General features: G+C 65.2%; 10 protein-coding genes. 1 reads left to right on the top strand and 9 read right to left on the bottom strand.

The features are described from left to right. Positions 1-89: 89 nt before the first annotated feature. The gene (locus C2L80_RS03995) at positions 90-2,639 is read right to left on the bottom strand and encodes a U32 family peptidase (RefSeq protein ID WP_239938693.1); all 2,550 of its coding nucleotides are present in this window, start codon (positions 2,637-2,639) and stop codon (positions 90-92) included. Between the two features lie 199 nt (positions 2,640-2,838). Here C2L80_RS03995 and C2L80_RS03990 point away from each other — a divergent pair, with 199 nt between their 5' ends. Next, positions 2,839-5,040: a transglycosylase domain-containing protein gene (locus tag C2L80_RS03990; RefSeq protein WP_224759160.1), complete on the top strand. Its 2,202-nt coding sequence runs from the start codon at positions 2,839-2,841 to the stop codon at positions 5,038-5,040. A gap of 150 nt (positions 5,041-5,190) precedes the next feature. On the opposite strand, the gene C2L80_RS03985 is transcribed toward C2L80_RS03990, so the two are convergent. The 8 genes from C2L80_RS03985 to argJ form a co-directional block, all read right to left on the bottom strand. Then, positions 5,191-5,694: a hypothetical protein gene (locus C2L80_RS03985; protein WP_103262690.1), complete on the bottom strand. Its 504-nt coding sequence runs from the start codon at positions 5,692-5,694 to the stop codon at positions 5,191-5,193. A gap of 41 nt (positions 5,695-5,735) precedes the next feature. Next, on the bottom strand, positions 5,736-8,174 hold the full coding sequence (locus C2L80_RS03980) for a transglycosylase domain-containing protein (RefSeq protein ID WP_103262689.1): 2,439 nt from the start codon (positions 8,172-8,174) through the stop codon (positions 5,736-5,738). Positions 8,175-8,582: 408 nt separating this feature from the next. Further along, positions 8,583-9,971 (bottom strand): argininosuccinate lyase, encoded by a 1,389-nt coding sequence (gene argH, locus C2L80_RS03975; protein WP_103262688.1) that lies wholly within the window; start codon positions 9,969-9,971, stop codon positions 8,583-8,585. A 12-nt stretch (positions 9,972-9,983) separates the two neighbouring features. Next, entirely contained in the window at positions 9,984-11,342 is a 1,359-nt protein-coding gene (locus C2L80_RS03970) for an argininosuccinate synthase (protein ID WP_092199510.1), read from the bottom strand. A gap of 235 nt (positions 11,343-11,577) precedes the next feature. Continuing rightward, positions 11,578-12,006, bottom strand: coding sequence for an arginine repressor (locus tag C2L80_RS03965; RefSeq protein WP_087197105.1), 429 nt, complete (start codon positions 12,004-12,006; stop codon positions 11,578-11,580). A gap of 1,182 nt (positions 12,007-13,188) precedes the next feature. Next, on the bottom strand, positions 13,189-14,466 hold the full coding sequence (locus C2L80_RS03960) for an aminotransferase class III-fold pyridoxal phosphate-dependent enzyme (RefSeq protein ID WP_103262687.1): 1,278 nt from the start codon (positions 14,464-14,466) through the stop codon (positions 13,189-13,191). A 98-nt stretch (positions 14,467-14,564) separates the two neighbouring features. After that, positions 14,565-15,545 carry an acetylglutamate kinase gene (gene argB, locus C2L80_RS03955; RefSeq protein ID WP_087197101.1) on the bottom strand — a complete coding sequence of 327 codons (981 nt, stop codon included), beginning with the start codon at positions 15,543-15,545 and terminating at the stop codon, positions 14,565-14,567. Continuing rightward, on the bottom strand, positions 15,542-16,906 hold the full coding sequence (gene argJ / locus C2L80_RS03950) for a bifunctional glutamate N-acetyltransferase/amino-acid acetyltransferase ArgJ (RefSeq protein ID WP_087197100.1): 1,365 nt from the start codon (positions 16,904-16,906) through the stop codon (positions 15,542-15,544). Before argJ ends, argB begins: the two co-directional genes overlap by 4 nt. Positions 16,907-16,927: the final 21 nt, after the last annotated feature.

Genomic DNA, 16,927 nt, shown 5'->3' with positions numbered 1-16,927 from the left:
GGGAATGTGACATTATCCCCGTCCCTCTGTCACCCCGCCACCCCATCTCCCCGCCGCCCGCCGTTCGGTGGAACTACGGGACGACGAAACTACGAGACACCCCGGTAAAGATGGCCGCTCGTGGTGCCGGACACCTTGCCGATGGCGTTGCCGCTGGCATGGGCGACGCTGCGGGCGCGCACGGCGCGGGCGACGGCTCTCGTCGTCTCCTCGACGTTCATGAGTGTGGCATCCACCATGAGGACGCTCACCCCCGCGTGCACGAGATCGGGAACCGCATGCGCCACGTCAAGCTGCACGCCGTTGTACAGGTGGCTGCGACCGAGCGCGTCGGTGACGACGGGGAACTCGTACTCCTTGCGGTCGCGCAGGAAATGCGGGCTCTTGCGGCGCGGGCACGCGTCGCACTCCTCGTCGCAGGGGCCTTGGCTCATGAGCAGGCAGTGCTCGGTGACCATGAGCTCTTGGGATCCGATGATGGTCAGGCCGAGCTCCACGGGAGCGTCCTCGGCAAGGTCGGCGATCTGGCCAAGCGTGAGCTCGGGCGAAAGCCATACGCGCGAAGCGCCGAGATCGGCCGCAGCGGCGAGGGACAGCGTGTTCGTCACAGGCACATGGGGACCGAGTTCGACCTCGCATCCAAGATCGGCGGCGCGCACGAGCGCGCCGAGGCTCTCGGCCATCACGGGCTTGCCGGGCTTGACGAAGCGCCATGCGTCGAAGCCGAGCCTTGCCTCGCGCGTACCGGGAACCGGATCATGCTCGATCACGGGCAGCACGGGAATGACCTGCTTCGGATAGCCGGCCTGCTCCGCAGTGGCGCTGCGCTGGCCGGCGATGACGGCCTCGCCCCGCTTGTAGTTGAGCGCAGGCACGTAGATGAGGTCGGCTCCGGCGCGCTTCGCGGCGCGCGCGCACGCGGGGTTCGTGGCCCACACGGCGATGCGGCAGCCGCGGGGCCGCGCGGGCGGCAGCGCGGGGCGCGCGCTCACTCGCGGCAGCGCACGGTCGCGCGATCCGGCGAGCAACTTGCCGCGCAGATCCTCGAGGGCGGCGGCGCGCACGCGATGCAGCTGGGAGAAACCGACGCCTGCGCCCTCGTCCAACTCGACCTCAAGTTCCGTCAGCTCGAACGGCGTTTGGCCGAGGCGGTCGATGTGGGCGCGCACGTCTTCGACGGCGACGGGCTTGGTGCGGGCCGGCTCGACGGCCTCGCCTTCGGCCGTGCCCACGATGTCCAGAGCGTCCGCGCCCATGCGCCGCGCAGCCTTCGGAGCAAGCGAGAACTCCACGCGCAGGGGCTTGCCAAGGCGCAGCTTCGCCAGGCCGCGCACGGGCACGCGGGGAAGCTGCGGGTCGTCCTCGTAGGCGGCTTGCGCGCTGCGCACGCGGAATACGCGGTCGCCCTTCCCCACCGGACGGTTGGGAGAGACGCGCACGTTGCCGTCGCGATCGAAGGCCACTTCGTCGAGCGTGTAGGCGAAATGCCCCTTGTTCGTCCAGAACTCCAGCACGTCGCCGCGCGCAAGCGTGCGCTCGGCGGCGATGGCGGCCACCCCGTTCTTCACGGAGGCCACGCGCCCCACGAGCACGCCGCGGTTGTTCGGACGGCCGTAGCTCATGATGTCGTTGCCGCGCTTGCCCTCGAGATACGCCGTGGTGAACCCGCGCGAGAACGCCTCGGCGAGCGCGCGGCGCTCGTCGTCGGTGGCGCGCACGGAAGGGTCGTCTGCCCAGGAGCGCCCGTCCGCACCGCCTTCGGCTCCGTCCACATCCGCACCGCTTCTGCAAGCCGCATCCCGCGCGGCGAGCACGCGGTCGAGCACGGCGCGGTAGACGCCCACGACCGCGAACACGTAGTCGGGCGACTTCATGCGGCCCTCGATCTTGAGCGAGGCCACGCCCGCGCACACCAGCTCGGGCAGCAGGTCGATCGCGCACAGATCCTGCGGAGAGAGCAGATGATCGCCCGGAGAGGGGAGGTTTTTCCGCTGCGCCTTGTTGTGCAGCGTGTAGGGAAGCCGGCACGCCTGGGCGCAAAGGCCGCGGTTCGCCGAGCGCCCGCCGATGAGCGATGACATGAAGCACTGCCCCGAGTAGCACACGCACAGCGCCCCGTGGGCGAACGTCTCCACCTCCATGCCGAGGCCGTCGGCCACCTCGGCGAGGTGCGCGATCTCGGCAAGCGAAAGCTCGCGCGCGAGCGTCACGCGCCGGGCCCCAAGCCTCGCCGCCGCTTCGATGCCGGCGGCATTGTGCGTGTTCATCTGCGTGGAGACATGCAGACGCGCCTCGGGCAGCGAGCGCGAGAGCTCGGCGGCCACGCCGATGTCCTGCACGATGAACGCATCGGCACCCGCCCGATAAGCCTGACGGGCCGTCTCGAGCGCGCGCGAGAGCTCGGAGGGCAGCACGGCGGTGTTGAGCGCCACGTACACGCTCGCGCCGCGTAAGTGGGCGTAGTCGCACGCCTCGGCAAGCGACTCGAGCGTGAAGTTGTCGGCGCCGCGGCGGGCGTTGAACGATTCGAGCCCAAGGTACACCGCGTCGGCCCCGGCGCGCATGGCGGCGCGAAGCGCCTCGGCGTTGCCAGCAGGCGCGAGAAGCTCAACGGCTTTCGGCTGAGATGTCTGCATCATGCGTCGCATTTCCTTACCTATATATAGTAGGGGGATCGAAATCAAGCGGAACAGAAAGGGTTCCGCATTCCGGGTTCCTTGTGTGCTCCCACAGGGTAACGATTCGGTTTCAACGGTAAGCTAGTATAATCGAATCATGAAGATACGGAGAAAACAGCGCGAAAAGCGCACCCATGGCCCGAAATGGGCCCTCCTTGTCGTGGGAGCCGCATTGTGCTTCGTCGCCTACTGGGGCGTGCAGGGCGTCCTGCGCATCATGGAAAGCTGGACGGAAGACTTGCCGCCCATCGAGAACATCGACTTCACGAACTACTCGCAGGAGTCGGTCATGTACGCGGGCGACGAGTCCACCGTGCTCGCCGAGTTCCGCCTTGAGAAGCGCGAACCGCTCGAGAGCGCCGACCAGGTGAGCCCGTACGTCCTCAAGGGGACGGTGGATACCGAGGACGTGCGCTTTTACGAGCACGACGGCGTGGATCTGCTCGGCATCGCCCGCGCGCTCGTGAACAACCTGACCGGCGGCGACCTCGAAGGCGCGTCCACCATCACCCAGCAGCTCGTGCGCAACACCATCCTCACCGACGAGGCCACCGACATCTCTTTCGAACGCAAGATCCGCGAAGCCGAGCTGGCCGTCGACATGGAGAAGCGCTTCAGCAAAGACGAGATCCTGCTCATGTACCTCAACACCATCAACTACGGAGACGGCTGCTACGGCATCGAGGCGGCGGCGCAGAACTATTTCCAGGTGTCGGCGGCCGATCTCACGCTCGCCCAGGCGGCCACGCTCGTAGGCATCCCGCAATCGCCGACGTATCTCAATCCGAAAGAATATCCCGACGCGTGCCTCAAACGGCGCAACACGGTGCTCGACCGCATGCTCTCCGCGGGCGACATCACGCAAGAGGAGCACGACGCGGCGCAGGCCGAAGAGCTCAACCTCAACCCAGCGCCCGCCACGCCCGAAGACGGCATCTACGCGTACCCGTACTTCACAAGCTACGTGCAGCAGCTGCTAACGAGCGACCCTGCGAAATACGGCATGACCGAAAGCAACCTTTTTGAAGGCGGCTACACCATCTACACCTCGCTCGATCCCGTCTTGCAAGAGGAGGCCGAAGAGGCTTGCGCCGAGCAGAACGCGCGCATGGCCGGCATGGGTCCGGACCTGGAATCGGCGCTCGTGGCGATGGAGCCCGAGACGGGGCTGGTGAAGGCCATGGTGGGCGGCCGCGACTATTACGAGAGCCAATGGAACATCGCCACGCAAGGCGGGCAGCCCACCGGCTCGACGTTCAAGGTTTTCACGCTGGTCGCCGCCATCGAGCAGGGCATCGATCCCGATACGAAGATCGATTGCACCTCGCCCATGGACCGTCCGGGAGCCGAGCCGCTCGAGAACTTCGGCGGTGCCGATTACGGCATCCAGACCATCGAGAACGCCACCGCGCTCTCGTCGAACACCGGCTACTACCGCCTCACCGAAGAAGTAACCCCTGCCGCCATGAACGAGATGGCCACTCGCCTGGGCGTGGGCGGTGAGTTCGTGCCCAACAACACGCCCACCGCCGTGCTCGGCACGGAGAACTGCACGCCGCTCAGCATGGCGAACGCCTACGCCACGCTGGCGACCGGCGGCGTGAAGCACGACCCCGTGGTCATCACGAAGATCGTCGACCAAGACGGCAACGTGATCTACGAACCCGCCGACACGAGCGCTCGCGTGCTCACCGAAGAGGTGTCCGGCGCGGTGACGAAAGTGCTGCGCTCGGTGTTCGAATCGAGCAACGGCACCGCCTACGGCTTCGGCCCGTCGAACGGCCAACCCGTCGCGGGCAAGACGGGCACCGTGCAGGAGTTCCGCGGCCACTGGCTTGTCGGCTACGCGCCGCAGCTGAGCTGCGCCGTATGGCTGGGCAATCGCAACTACGAGCAAACCGACGCGAGCCTGACCGCGAACCAGCTATGGCAGGACTTTATGTCGCGCGCGCTTGCGGGCCAAGAGATCGAAGAGTTCCCCGACACCGAGGAGCCCGAGTACAAGAACGACTTCAACGAAGAGCAGGCCGACAAATACGGCAGCGACAAGAAGAATGAGGCGAAAGACCCGGCGAAGGCGCCCGACGTGACCGGCAAAACGCTGAGCGACGCGCAGACGCAACTGGGCGGCTACAACGTGTACCTGGTCGAAGAGTACTCCGACTCGGTTCCCGCCGGAACGGTCATTGGGCAAAGGACCGACGGAGACAAACTCGTCCTTGTCGTATCGAAGGGAAAAGACCCAGGACCGACGATCGAACCCGAACCCGAACCGGAGCCGGAACCCGAGCCGTCGGACCCGGAACCCACACCCGAGCCCGATCCAACACCCGACCCCGACCCTCCCCCGGCTTTGACCTAACACGCATCTCTCTGAGACGTCGACTACCCCCTTCCTCCCCACGAAGAAAGGCCCGCCGAAAGCGGGCCTTTCTTCGTGTCATGCGCACCATCGCATTGTCATGCAGCGCGCTCCAAGCGGGGAGTTTCTGGTAAACGGGCCGCCGCCGGGCTACTGCTTCTCAGCCGCTTTCTGATCGCCCTCCTCAAGCTGAGCGATGCCCGCATCGTACTGGCTTTGAATTTCGCCAATACGTTCGTCGTACGATGCCCAATCGAAGGGTTGCTCGTCAGTGGCACTGTCGATCTCGGTGTAAAGGTCAACATAGGAACTGAGGGCTTCCTTGAGCGTGCCCGTTCCATCGACGTACGCCTGCTGGATGTCCTTGAGATCTTCGGGCGCTTCAAGCTTGTTCAGGTCGTCGATGGACTTGAACGCGTTGTCTGCTTGCGTGCGCATGCCCACCACGTCGCCGCGCGAGACAGCATCGGTGAAGCTCGCAAGCTTCTCTTGCAAGTCCTCCATGGTTTGGTTCACTTGCGACATGTACTCGCGATTGGCGGACTGCCGCTGAGCCGCGGACGTGTCCTGCTGCATGCAGCCTCCCAGCGTCGCGCCCGCCAAGGCCGCGGCGCATAGCACAGCGCACACCCTGAGGAACCTAGTCTGCTTCATGTATCCTGCTCCCTACGTTGTAATCGATGCCTTGTACCGTATCAAACTACGCGAGCCATGCGCTCGAACCAAAGTTGCGAACGAATCCGCGCATCAAAGAGCGCAGCGGCCGGGGCGTCGCCGCCGCCCGTCGATCCTCCCGAATCGCCTCCCGAATCGCCGCCGCCCGTCGAACCGCCATCGGACCCTCCGCCGGTGTCTCCTCCCGAACCTCCTTCGGAACCTCCCCCGGAATCGCCTCCGGATCCACCGGAATCCGAACCGGAACCGCCAGTGCTGCCGTCGGAAGAGCCGTCGCCTCCCGTATCGCCACCCGACGATCCCCCGCCCGTCGAAGAGTCGCCAGACGTCCCTCCTTCGGAGCCGTTCGCCGCGGAACCGCCCTGATCGCCAGAACCGCTCGTGTCGCCGTTGTCATATCCCGAGTTCGAATCGTTGGACGACCCCGACGACACGTTGCTGCCGCTGTGACCACCGCCTCTACTGCTGCTGTACCCGCCGATGTGGTAATCCGCATTGGAGTAGTCCTGATACGGAGGGTCGCCCGCATCGGCGAACTCTTCGAGCGGAGAGAGCGTGAGCGCCTGATTCATGAACGAACTGAACACGTCTCCTGCGCTTTCATGATTCGGAAGGGTGACTTGGTTGCCTGGATCGCCGAACCAGATAGACGTCGAAAGCTGAGGGGTGATGCCGCAGAACGTGATGTCCAGATAGCTCTCGCTCGTGCCGGTTTTGGCGGCCACCGTCTGCCCGTTTGCCAAGCGCGCATCGGCACCGGTTCCCTCGGCCCCTGTGACCACCGTCTTCATGACCTCGATGGCCGCATGAGCCACTTCCGGAGAGATGACCTGCTCACTCGAGGTTCGGCGCAGCTCGCTGCCCTCTTCTGCCGTGTTGTCGACAAGCACCTCGCCGTTGGCTTTGGTTATCGTCAGGATGGGATTGGGGTCGTTGCGCACGCCCTCGTTCGCGATGACCGCATAGGCAGAAGCCATGTCGAGCATCGTCACGTTGTTGGAGCCGAGCGTCATGGACGGCGTGATGCTGAGCGGCGACGTGATGCCCATGCGCTGGGCGACCTCGGCCACCTTGTCCATGCCCACGGCCATCTCCAACCGCACGAAGCCGGTGTTCGACGACACCTCGAAGGCGCGCGCGATGCTGCGCGTGCCGTAATTTCTGTTGTCGATATTTTCAAGGTCGGTGTACTCGGTGTTCGGAATGCTCGCAGGGGACGAGCAGTCGATCATCGTGTTGGGATCGATGCCCGCCTCAAGGGCGGCGATGAGCGTGAACGTCTTGAACGACGAACCGGAAGGACGACCGGGATGATCGGGATTGGTGCCTTCCCCGGTGGCAAGGTTCACTTGCGAGTCGCCACCGACCATGGCCTTGATGTTTCCCGTGGACGGCTCGATGCACACGAGCGCCCCCTGGATGGTATCGCTGTCAGTTTCCCCGTGGATCTTCTCCAGTTTTGCCGCGACCGCCGCCTCGGCCTGCTCTTGCATCGCGGGATCGAGCGTCGTGACGATGGTCAGGCCGCCGCCGCTCACCTCGTTCGCAGAGTAGCGATAGGGGCCATCGGGGTCGGTGAGCAGGTTCTTCACGTAACGGACGAAGTGCGGGTACTGGTAGATGCCCTCTTCAGCAGGAAGCGATTCGTTCACCACAAGCGGCTCGGCTTGCGCCGCGTCATGCTCCTCCTGGGTGATGTAGCCGTTCGATAGCATGCGGTCGAGCACGAGGTTGCGGCGTTTGAGGCAGTTTTGACCATCGTCGACAAGAGGGTTGTTGAACGAAGGGGACTGAGGAACGCCCACAAGCGCTGCCGCCTCGGCAAGCGTGAGATCCGCGGCATCCTTCGAGAAGTAGCGCTGCGCCGCGGCCTGGATGCCGTAGGTGCTGTTACCGTAGTTGATGGTGTTGAGGTACATGAGCAGAATCTCGTTTTTCGAGTACTTCTCCTCAAGCTTCACCGACAAGTACATCTCGCGCACCTTGCGCTTGAGGGAGATGTCGTCCATTTCGTCAACGAGGATGGTGTTGCGCACAAGCTGCTGGGTGATAGTGGACGCGCCCTCGCGGCCCGACCCCGTGATGTTCACGACGAGCGCACGGGCGATGCCCATGAGGTCGAAGCCGCCGTGGTCGTAGAAGCGCTCGTCCTCGGTGGCGACGGTTCCCTGGAGGACGTACGGGCTGATCTCGCCCAACTCCACAGGATCGCGATTCTCCAGCTGGAACTTCGCGAGCACCGTCCCGTCTTCGGTCCTCACCTCCGACGGCATCGCCACATTGAGAGAATCCATGTTCTCGTAGTCGGGCAGATCCTGCAACCACGACGATCCGAGGGCCCACACGCCCGCGAAACCCGAGACGACAACCGCCACGAGAACGGTGACGACAGCGAGCAGCCCGATTTTGGGATGCTTCTTTTTGGCGCTAGGCCGGTTCTTAATCGAGCGTGAAGCCACGTGACACCTCCAAAAAACTCCGCTCATTGTATCATCGGGCCTCGCACGCCCATGAAACAACACAAGTTTGTTGGAAAAAGGTCATGACGCAAAAGCCCCGATCGGAGACGCAGAAGCGCATGAAGCAAGGGGGCTTCGCGCATAGCCGAGCGGCCCTCGTTGGATTGGAAGACGTCAGATCGGCGATCCCGCGATGCGGTTGCGGGAGGGCAACCCCGATCAGGAACCGCGCATACGGATGAGCAAGGAGAAAGCGGGGCGAAAGGGCGACGCGGCAGGGCGAAAGGCGTCTTCGCCGCAGGACGCAATACGGCCCCTTCGCCGCGGCGATGCGCGGATTCTCATCTCCGTCGCACCAAGCGGCCCCTCCCGCCTCGTCCACAACGGAGCAGGAGGGGCCGCACCCAGCTACACCGACGCCTCGTCGGCGGCGAACACTTCTTTTGCCTGTGCAAGCTGGACGCGCACGGCCGCATGTCCCGTGCCGCCCTCGGTGGTGCGAGCGGCCACGATGCTCTCCAAGTCGAGCGCGCCCGTGATGTCGGCCTCGAACAGCTCGCACTCGGCTTTGAAGTCGGCGAGCGAAAGATCGCCGAGGCCGCAGCCGCGTTGCTCGCACACAAGCACGAGATGCCCCACCACCTCGTGGGCGCGCCTGAACGGCAGCCCCTTCTTCGCCAGGTAGTCGGCCACGTCGGTGGCTGCAAGGTAGCCCTTCTTCGCCTGGGCGCGCATGGCCTCGGGCACCACGCGCATCGTCTCGACCATGCCGGCGGTGCACACAAGGCAGTCCTCGAGCGTCCGCGCGGCGTCGATGGCGCCCTCCTTGTCCTCCTGCAAGTCCTTGTTGTACGCAAGCGGCAGGGCCTTGCACGTGACGAGCAGCGCTACGAGGTCGCCCACCACGCGCCCGGTCTTGCCGCGGATGAGCTCGGCGAAGTCCGGGTTCTTCTTCTGCGGCATGATGGACGAGCCCGTGGAGAACGAATCGGACAGCTCGATGAACCCGAACTCGGAGCTGGACCACAGCACGATCTCCTCGCACAAACGCGACAGGTGCATGCACGACACGCTGCACGCGTACGACAGATCGAGCAAAAAGTCGCGGTCGGACACGGCGTCGAGCGAGTTCGGGATGACGCGCGAGAAGCCCAGGTCGGCAGCCGTCATCTGCCGATCGAGCGGGTACGTGGTGCCCGCGAGCGCCGCCGCGCCGAGCGGGCTCGCGTCGGCGGCGCGACGCGCAGCAACCAAGCGCTCGAAATCGCGCGCGAGCATCCACGTGTAGGCCAGCAGATGATGCGACAGCAGCACCGGCTGGGCGTGCTGCAGGTGCGTGCAGCCGGGGAGGATGACGTCGAAGTGCGCTTCGGCCTGCATCATGAGCGCGCGGCGCAACGCGAGGTTGGCCCGCATGAGGTCGGAGCAGCGTTGCTTGGCGAACAGGCGCGTGTCGGTGGCCACCTGGTCGTTGCGGCTGCGCCCCGTGTGCAGTCGCGCGCCCGCATCGCCCACGCGCTCGATGAGCGCGCGTTCCACCGCCATGTGGATGTCCTCGTCATTCACATCGAAGGCGAACCTCCCCGCCTCGATATCCGCTTTGATGCCGTCGAGGCCGGCTGCGATGGCGTCGGCATCCTCCTGCGCGATGACGCCCTGCGCCGCCAGCATGCGCGCATGCGCCTTGGAACCCGCGATGTCCTGCGCGTACAACGCCTTGTCCACCGGCAGCGACGCTCCGAAGCGCTGCGTGAACGCATCCGCTCCCTCGGTGAACCTGCCCGACCACAGTGCCATGCCGCTCCTCCCTTACGCCTGATCGGACGCGACGGCGTCCCGCTCGGCCGCCGCGCGCTCGGCTGCGGCCACCTGCTTCCAGATGGGCGTCACGCCCTCGTATTTGCCCCGCTTGAGCGGGCCGGCCTGCTTCTCGGCATCGAACAGCTCCGCGGGCGCGCCCTCCTGCCGACGGTTGGAAGCCCAGGTCTTTCCGGAGAGCGTTTGCAGCTGTATGAAGCCCTTGGCGGCGGTGTGGTCGAACGCGTCGTCCGCATCGTAGGTGGCCAGAGAATAGTCGTAGAGCGAGTACGCGCTCTTGCGGCCGACCACCGTGCACGAGCCCTTGTAGAACTTGAGCCGCACCGTTCCCGACAGGCAGCGCTGCGTGTTGAGCAGAAACGCGTCAAGCGCCTCCTTGAGCGGCGAGAACCACTGCCCGTTGTACACGCACGTCGCCCATGCCTGCTCGATGCCCAGCTTGTAATGCAGCACTTCGCGCTCGAGCACCAAATCCTCGAGCGCCTTGTGCGCCATGACGAGGGCGAGCGCCGCGGGGGCCTCGTAGCACTCGCGGCTCTTCACGCCCACGAGCCGGTTCTCGATCATGTCGAGGCGGCCGTAGCCGTGCGCGCCGGCGATCTCGTTCAGGGCGTAGATGATGCCGAGGAAGCTTTTCTGGTTGCCGTCGATCATATAGGGCAGGCCGCGGGCGAACGTGAGCTCGACGTACTGCGGCTTGTTCGGAGCCTTCGCGGGATCGACCGTCATCGTGTAGATGTCTGCCGGAGGCTCCATCCACGGATCCTCGAGCACGCCGCATTCGATGGCCCGACCCCACAGGTTGTCGTCGATGGAGTACGGCGACGCCTTCGTAGCGGGCACGTCGACGCCGTGCACCTGCGCCCACTCGATCTCCTCGGGCCGGGTTTTGAGGTCCCACTCGCGCACCGGGGCGAGGATCTCGATGTCGGGATCGAGCATCGTGATGCTGGCCTCGAAGCGCACCTGGTCGTTGCCCTTGCCCGTGCAGCCGTGGGCGATGTACTTCGCACCGAACTTGTGGGCCGCGTCCACGAGGTGCTTCGAGATGAGCGGCCGCGAGAGCGCCGAGACGAGCGGGTACTTGTTCTCGTAGAGCGCGTTGGCTGCGAGCGCCTTCGCCAGGTACTCCTTGGCAAACGTGTCCCGCATGTCTACGACCACGCAGTCGAGCGCGCCGGTTTTAAGGGCCTTCTGCTTGATTTTCTCAAGCCCTTCGTGCTCCTGCCCCACGTCCCCGACCACGGCGATGACGTCGAGGCCCTTCTCCTCCTGCAGCCACTTGATGCACACGGAAGTGTCGAGGCCGCCTGAGTACGCGAGTACAACTTTGTCTTTCTGACCAGCCATGATGATAGTCCTTTCACGTTGTTGGTTTGCGTCTGCGGATATGCCCGGATCTCCGATGCGGATACGGATGGATACGGCTCCGCATGGCCCAAGCGGCGTGCGGATACACGAATTCCCGTGCGCATCGTGGCTTTTCGCGATGGCGTGAGCGCCGGGCAACCCTCACGACTTCATGCTGCTTGGCAGCGTTGGGGGAAAGAGGGAGAAAAGCGTCCCTCGCGCAAAGAATAGACGACTAACGTCGTCGCAGACGGTCGATGGCGCGTTCGACTTCGACGGCGGCCTCGGGGGTCTCTGCCGCGATCATGATCGTGTTGTCGCCGGCCACCGTGCCGAGCGCTCCGCGCAGGCTGGCTTTGTCGAGCGCAGCGGAGACGCCGGCGGCTCCACCGGAGAACGTCTTCACCACGACCATGTTGCCTGCCACGTGCACCTCTTCGACCAATTCCGAAACCATGCGCTGCAACCGCATCTCCTCGGGAAGGACGTAGTAGCCCTCGCGCGACTTCACCAACCCCATGTCCATGATGTCGCGGGAGATCGTGGCTTGAGTGCATTCGTACCCAGCGGCTTGCAGCTGCTGCGCGAGGTCGCGCTGCGTCTTGACATTATGCGCGCGAATGATGTCGCGGATAATGTCGTGCCGTTGTTGACGTTTCCTCATGCCCTCGATACTCTCTGTTCCCAGCCGAGAACGATCACATACGGTTCCGGTCACACCCTCTCGCATGCGGTATGCAGTTTAGGGCAAACAGCATGCGAAAATATGCAGTAAATAGTACCCTATCGATGGGTGTTTCGTCCCTAGAATTTCAAAATGCGCAGAAAGATTTTGCCAAGGGCTTGCGAGAGCTGCGTGGGTTGAGGGGGTTGCGGGATTGCGGGGGCTTGCGGGATTGCTGGTCTTGCGGGACTTGAGAAGGGTTGCGGGACTTCCGGGATTGCGGGACTTGAGGCTTGAGGGCTTGTGAGGTTGCGGGCTTACGGGACTTGCGGGCTTGTGGGGTTGCGGGCTTGTGGGACTTTCGAGGGCTTACTGCGCTTGAGGCTTGCGCTCGTTGTCGAGCTTCGGCCGGATCCCGCTTTCCTCCTTTGCGCTTTGTCGGGCCTCGACCGGATCCCGCTCCCCGCCGCCCAGGCTCTGCCTCGCCCCTTCTCCACCGGCCATGCGAACGAGGGCGATCGCGCAACTCGGATTGCGCCGAGTCTCGCCGCACCTTGCCGAACACCGCCCGGACCTTGCCCCGGCGCGCCGAACGGGCTTCGTCGGAACTGCGTCGGATCGGTCGGGATTGCGTCGGAAGCCCGCAACTCGCCCGAGGCTCGTCTGTAGGTGCGCTCAGGGTGTGCTTGGAGCACATCTGGGGCACGTTCGGAGTTCGCCTCTCTTCTCGGAGGCGGGGAGATTGCAGTTCGAGGGCCATCGTGCTCGATACGGTAACAAAATCGCGAAAAAACTTCCGTATTTTACCGTGACTTACAAGCTTCGGGCCTCTTTCAGTCCAAACGGTAAGAAATCGGGAAGTTTTACGATATATAGTACCGAAATCCCCTGCTTTGGCCCGTAGATACAGGCTTTTCGAGCAATCACAGGCCAGGCTACACTCATTTCGGTACTATATGGCAATTTTTTCTTGATTTCATTACCGAAACCTCCGCACAAGCGCCCCTGTCCCTCGTCTTTCGCGCACGAAAGACGGCGAAAACGGAAAATGCGCCACTCCCTTGCGCGAAGGCCTCATTCCCCTTTCCGCACGCAAGAGGACAGGAGCCGAGAAACCCCGCCCCCTTGCGTGAAGGCCCTTCCACACGGAGCGCGCCGTGAGGAAGGGGCCGGCGACGTAACTCAGAGGGTGGAAAGAATCCCGCCCAGCCTCTCGATCAGCGCATCGACGTCCTCGCGCGTGCAGATGAGCGGCGGGAGGAAGCGCAACGTGCGCGGGCCGGTGAAGTTGAGGAGCAGCCCCGCATCGAGGCCCTTGAGCACGACGTCCGGGGCGCTCGCATCCGCGTCGAGGTCGACGGCGATCATGAGTCCGAGGCCGCGCACCTGCTCCACGTGCGGCAACGCGTACATGCGCTCGCGCATGTACGCCCCCACCTGCTCAACCTGCTCGGCGATGCCGCCTTCCGACAGCTCGCGCACGGTGGCACGAGCGGCGGCGACGGCCAGACAGCTGCCGCCGAACGTGGAGCCGTGGTCGCCCGGTGTGAACGAGGCCGCCACTTCTTCGCGCGCAGCGCACATGCCCATGGGGAATCCCGAGGCGATGCCCTTGGCGATGGTGACGACGTCCGGCGTGATGCCGAAATGCTGGAAGCCGAAGGGGTGGGTGCCGCAACGGAACATGCCGCATTGGATCTCGTCGCACATGAGCAGCGCGCCGCGCTCCTCGGTGAGGCGACGGGCCGTCTGCAGGAATTCGGCCGTGCAGGGATGCACGCCGCTCTCGCCCTGCACGCACTCCACCATGACGGCGCAGATGGCATCCCCCTGCGCTTCAAACAGAGCCTCGAGCGCCGCCACGTCATTGATGGGCGTGCGGGCAAAGCCGTCGGGCAAAGGCCGGAACGCCTCCTGTTTCGCCGGCTGGGCCGTGGCGGCCAGCGTGGCGAGCGTGCGGCCATGGAAGCTCGCATCGAGCGTGACGATGATGCGGGGTGCGGCCTCGCGCGCAGCCGCAACAGCGGTCTCGTCGGCGCCCTCGGCCTCGGCGCGCGCGACGGCGCGCTTCTTGGCATGCAAACGCGCGAGTTTGAACGCGCATTCGTTCGCCTCGGCACCGGAGTTGGCGAAGAAGCTTCGCCACGGCGCGCGCTCGGCCTCGGGAACGCACGCGTTCAGCAGGTCGGACACAGCGCGGGCGACCTCGCCGCGATGCTCGATGTAATAGTAGTTGCTCACGTGCACGAGCGTGCGCGCCTGCTCCTCGAGCGCGGCGACGAGCGCAGGATGGCAGTGGCCGAGGCTTGCCGCCCCCACGCCCGACACGAAGTCAAGATAGGTGCGGCCCGCGTCGTCGACCACCTCCATGCCTCGTCCGGAGACGAGCTCGACGGGCTTGCGGGCGTAGGTTTGCATGAGGTAGGCAGATTCGAGTTCGCGCTCCTCGACGTAGGACATGACGTGGCTTCCCTTCTTCTTCGTTCGTCCTCTTCGTGCGCCGCCTCGCCGGCGTGGCGAGGCGCCCCTCCCGCCCCTTCACAGGGCAGAGGAGCGGGCTACTTGGACCCCGACGAGCCCTCGGCGGCGTGATGGCGGTTCTCTATGAGCTTCGAGGCGAAATTGCCGAGCGGATGGGTGTCGAACTTGCACGACTCCTCGGTGGAGTGCATCGTGGTGCCCACGCCGGTGCTGGTGAGCAGCTCGAGCAGCAGCGAGTGGGGCGTGACGCCGTTGATGATGTGAGCGCGGAACACGCCCGCATCGAGCGCGTGGATGCACGACTTCAGCTTGGGGATCATGCCCGTGGACACGATGTTGTTCTCCACCATATACTGGGCCTCGAACAGCGTGAGGTTCGAGATGAGCGAGTCTTTGTTCTCGAAGTTCTCGTAGAGGCCGTCGACGTCGGTGAGGAAGACCACCTTGTGCGCGCCGATGGCGGCGGCGATATGGCCGGCCACCATGTCGGCGTTCACGTTGTAGAAGCCGCCGTCCTCGCCGAGCGCGACCGAGGCGACGACGGGGATGTAGTCGCCGGCCACGAGATCGTCGAGAAGCGCGCTGTTGATGCGCGTGATATGCCCCACGCGGCCAAGATCGGGGCTCGCTTGCTCGGCCACAATAACGCCCGCGTCCGCGCCGGACACGCCCACGGCGAAGTTGCCGTGCTCGTTGAGCGCTTCGACCAGCTCTTGGTTCACCTTGCCCATGAGCACGGTGCGCACGAGGTCCATGGCCTCGGGCGTGGTGACGCGCTGGCCGTCCTTGAACTCCACGGGCAGCTGCATGTGCTCCATGGCCTCGGTGATGGCCTTGCCGCCGCCGTGGACGATGACGGGGTTCACGCCGACGATCTTCAAGAGCACGATATCGGCCATGACGTCGGCACGCAATTGCTCGTCCACCATGGCCGAACCGCCGTACTTGATAACGACCGTCTTGCCGGTGATGTTCTTGATCCACGGCAGCGCCTCGACAAGCACCTCTGCCGCTTTGTGCGATGCGCCCTTCGGGCGCGTGTCCTTCGCGTATTTCATGATCGGTAGTCTCCGTTGATCGTGATGTACTCGTGCGTGAAATCGCACGTCCAAACCGTAGTGCGGGCGTCGCCGACGCCGAGGTCGACGTCGATGACCACCTCGGGCCGCTCGAAGCGCCGCAAAGCCTCGTCCTCGTCGAATTCGACCGTGAGCCCGCCGCGACACACGGGCAGGCCCATGATGTCGATGGCGGCGTCCTCCTGGCGAAAGCGCGCGCCGGACTTGCCGAGGGCGGCCGCGATGCGGCCCCAGTTGGCGTCGTGGCCGCAGATGGCCGTCTTGACGAGCGGCGAGTTCGCCACGGCGCGGGCGGCTTTGTCCGCGTCCGCGTCGGTGGCGGCACCGGTCACGTGCACGGTGACGAGGCGCGTGGCGCCCTCGCCGTCGGCGGCCATCTGGCGCGCAAGGCTCTCGCACACCGCGGCGAGCGCGGCTTCGAAGCGCTCGAAGGCGGGCGTGCCCGGTGCGAAGGGCTCAGAACCCGGCGGCACCGCCTGGCCGCTGGCCATCATGAAGCACGAATCGTTCGTGGAGGTGTCGGAATCGACGGTGATCTTGTTGAAGCTCGCATCGACGGCGCGCTTGAGCACCGCATGGAGGTCGCGCGGCAGCACGGGGGCGTCAGTGGCGAGGACCGCGATCATCGTGGCCATGTTCGGCATGATCATGCCCGAGCCCTTCGTCATGCCACCGACCGAGAAGACGCAGCCCTCGTAGCCGATGCCGTCGCCGGAGAACGTGACCGCGCACTCCTTCGGACGCGTGTCGGTGGTCATGATGGCGCGCGCCGCGTCCGCGCCGCCGACAGCCGAAAGCGCCTGGACGGCGGCGGGCAAACCGGACGCGAACGGCCCGAGCGGCAGATGCTGGCCGATCACGCCCGTCGACGCCACGAGCACTTCGCTTGCGGGGCAGCCCACGGCGTCGGCGGCCAGACGCGCCGACTCGCGCGCGGCCTCAAGACCGCGCTCGCCCGTGGCGGCATTCGCGTTGCCCGAGTTCACGACGACGGCACGCGCCGTGCCGCAACCCTGGCCGTCAAGATGCTCGCGCGACACGACCACCGGTGCCGAGCAGAAAACGTTCTGGGTGAACACCGCCGCGCAGGCGCACGGCTCGTCGGCGACGACGAGCGCGAGGTCGAGCCGCCCGGGATCCTTGCGAAACCCCGCGTGCACGCCCGCGGCCTTGAACCCGCGCGGCGTGGTGACGCCGCCACCCGGAACCAACGGCAGCGCGCAGGGGCGCTCTGCGGCGGTCGCGGCGGCGCGCAGGGGAGCAGGTGCGCCGTCGCCTTGCTGTCGGTCTGAGCGGTTGGGAACGGGCTGCTTGCCCGCTGTCTGATCTTCGCTGCTCATGGTTGCCTCTTTCTCCTTGCG

Source organism: Rubneribacter badeniensis (genome assembly GCF_002899695.1).
Taxonomy (GTDB): Bacteria; Actinomycetota; Coriobacteriia; order Coriobacteriales; family Eggerthellaceae; genus Rubneribacter; species Rubneribacter badeniensis.
The sequence above is the reverse complement of the archived record's forward strand: the minus strand, read 5'-3'. Positions and strand labels throughout refer to the sequence as shown.

What these genes read in the sequence shown, in the direction of transcription:
- C2L80_RS03995 (WP_239938693.1), bottom strand. Translation starts at nt 2,639, where the DNA reads ATGATGCAGACATCTCAGCCGAAAGCCGTTGAGCTTCTCGCGCCTGCT.
- C2L80_RS03985 (WP_103262690.1), bottom strand. Translation starts at nt 5,694, where the DNA reads ATGAAGCAGACTAGGTTCCTCAGGGTGTGCGCTGTGCTATGCGCCGCG.
- argH (WP_103262688.1), bottom strand. Translation starts at nt 9,971, where the DNA reads ATGGCACTGTGGTCGGGCAGGTTCACCGAGGGAGCGGATGCGTTCACG.
- C2L80_RS03970 (WP_092199510.1), bottom strand. Translation starts at nt 11,342, where the DNA reads ATGGCTGGTCAGAAAGACAAAGTTGTACTCGCGTACTCAGGCGGCCTC.
- C2L80_RS03965 (WP_087197105.1), bottom strand. Translation starts at nt 12,006, where the DNA reads ATGAGGAAACGTCAACAACGGCACGACATTATCCGCGACATCATTCGC.
- C2L80_RS03960 (WP_103262687.1), bottom strand. Translation starts at nt 14,466, where the DNA reads ATGTCCTACGTCGAGGAGCGCGAACTCGAATCTGCCTACCTCATGCAA.
- argB (WP_087197101.1), bottom strand. Translation starts at nt 15,545, where the DNA reads ATGAAATACGCGAAGGACACGCGCCCGAAGGGCGCATCGCACAAAGCG.
- argJ (WP_087197100.1), bottom strand. Translation starts at nt 16,906, where the DNA reads ATGAGCAGCGAAGATCAGACAGCGGGCAAGCAGCCCGTTCCCAACCGC.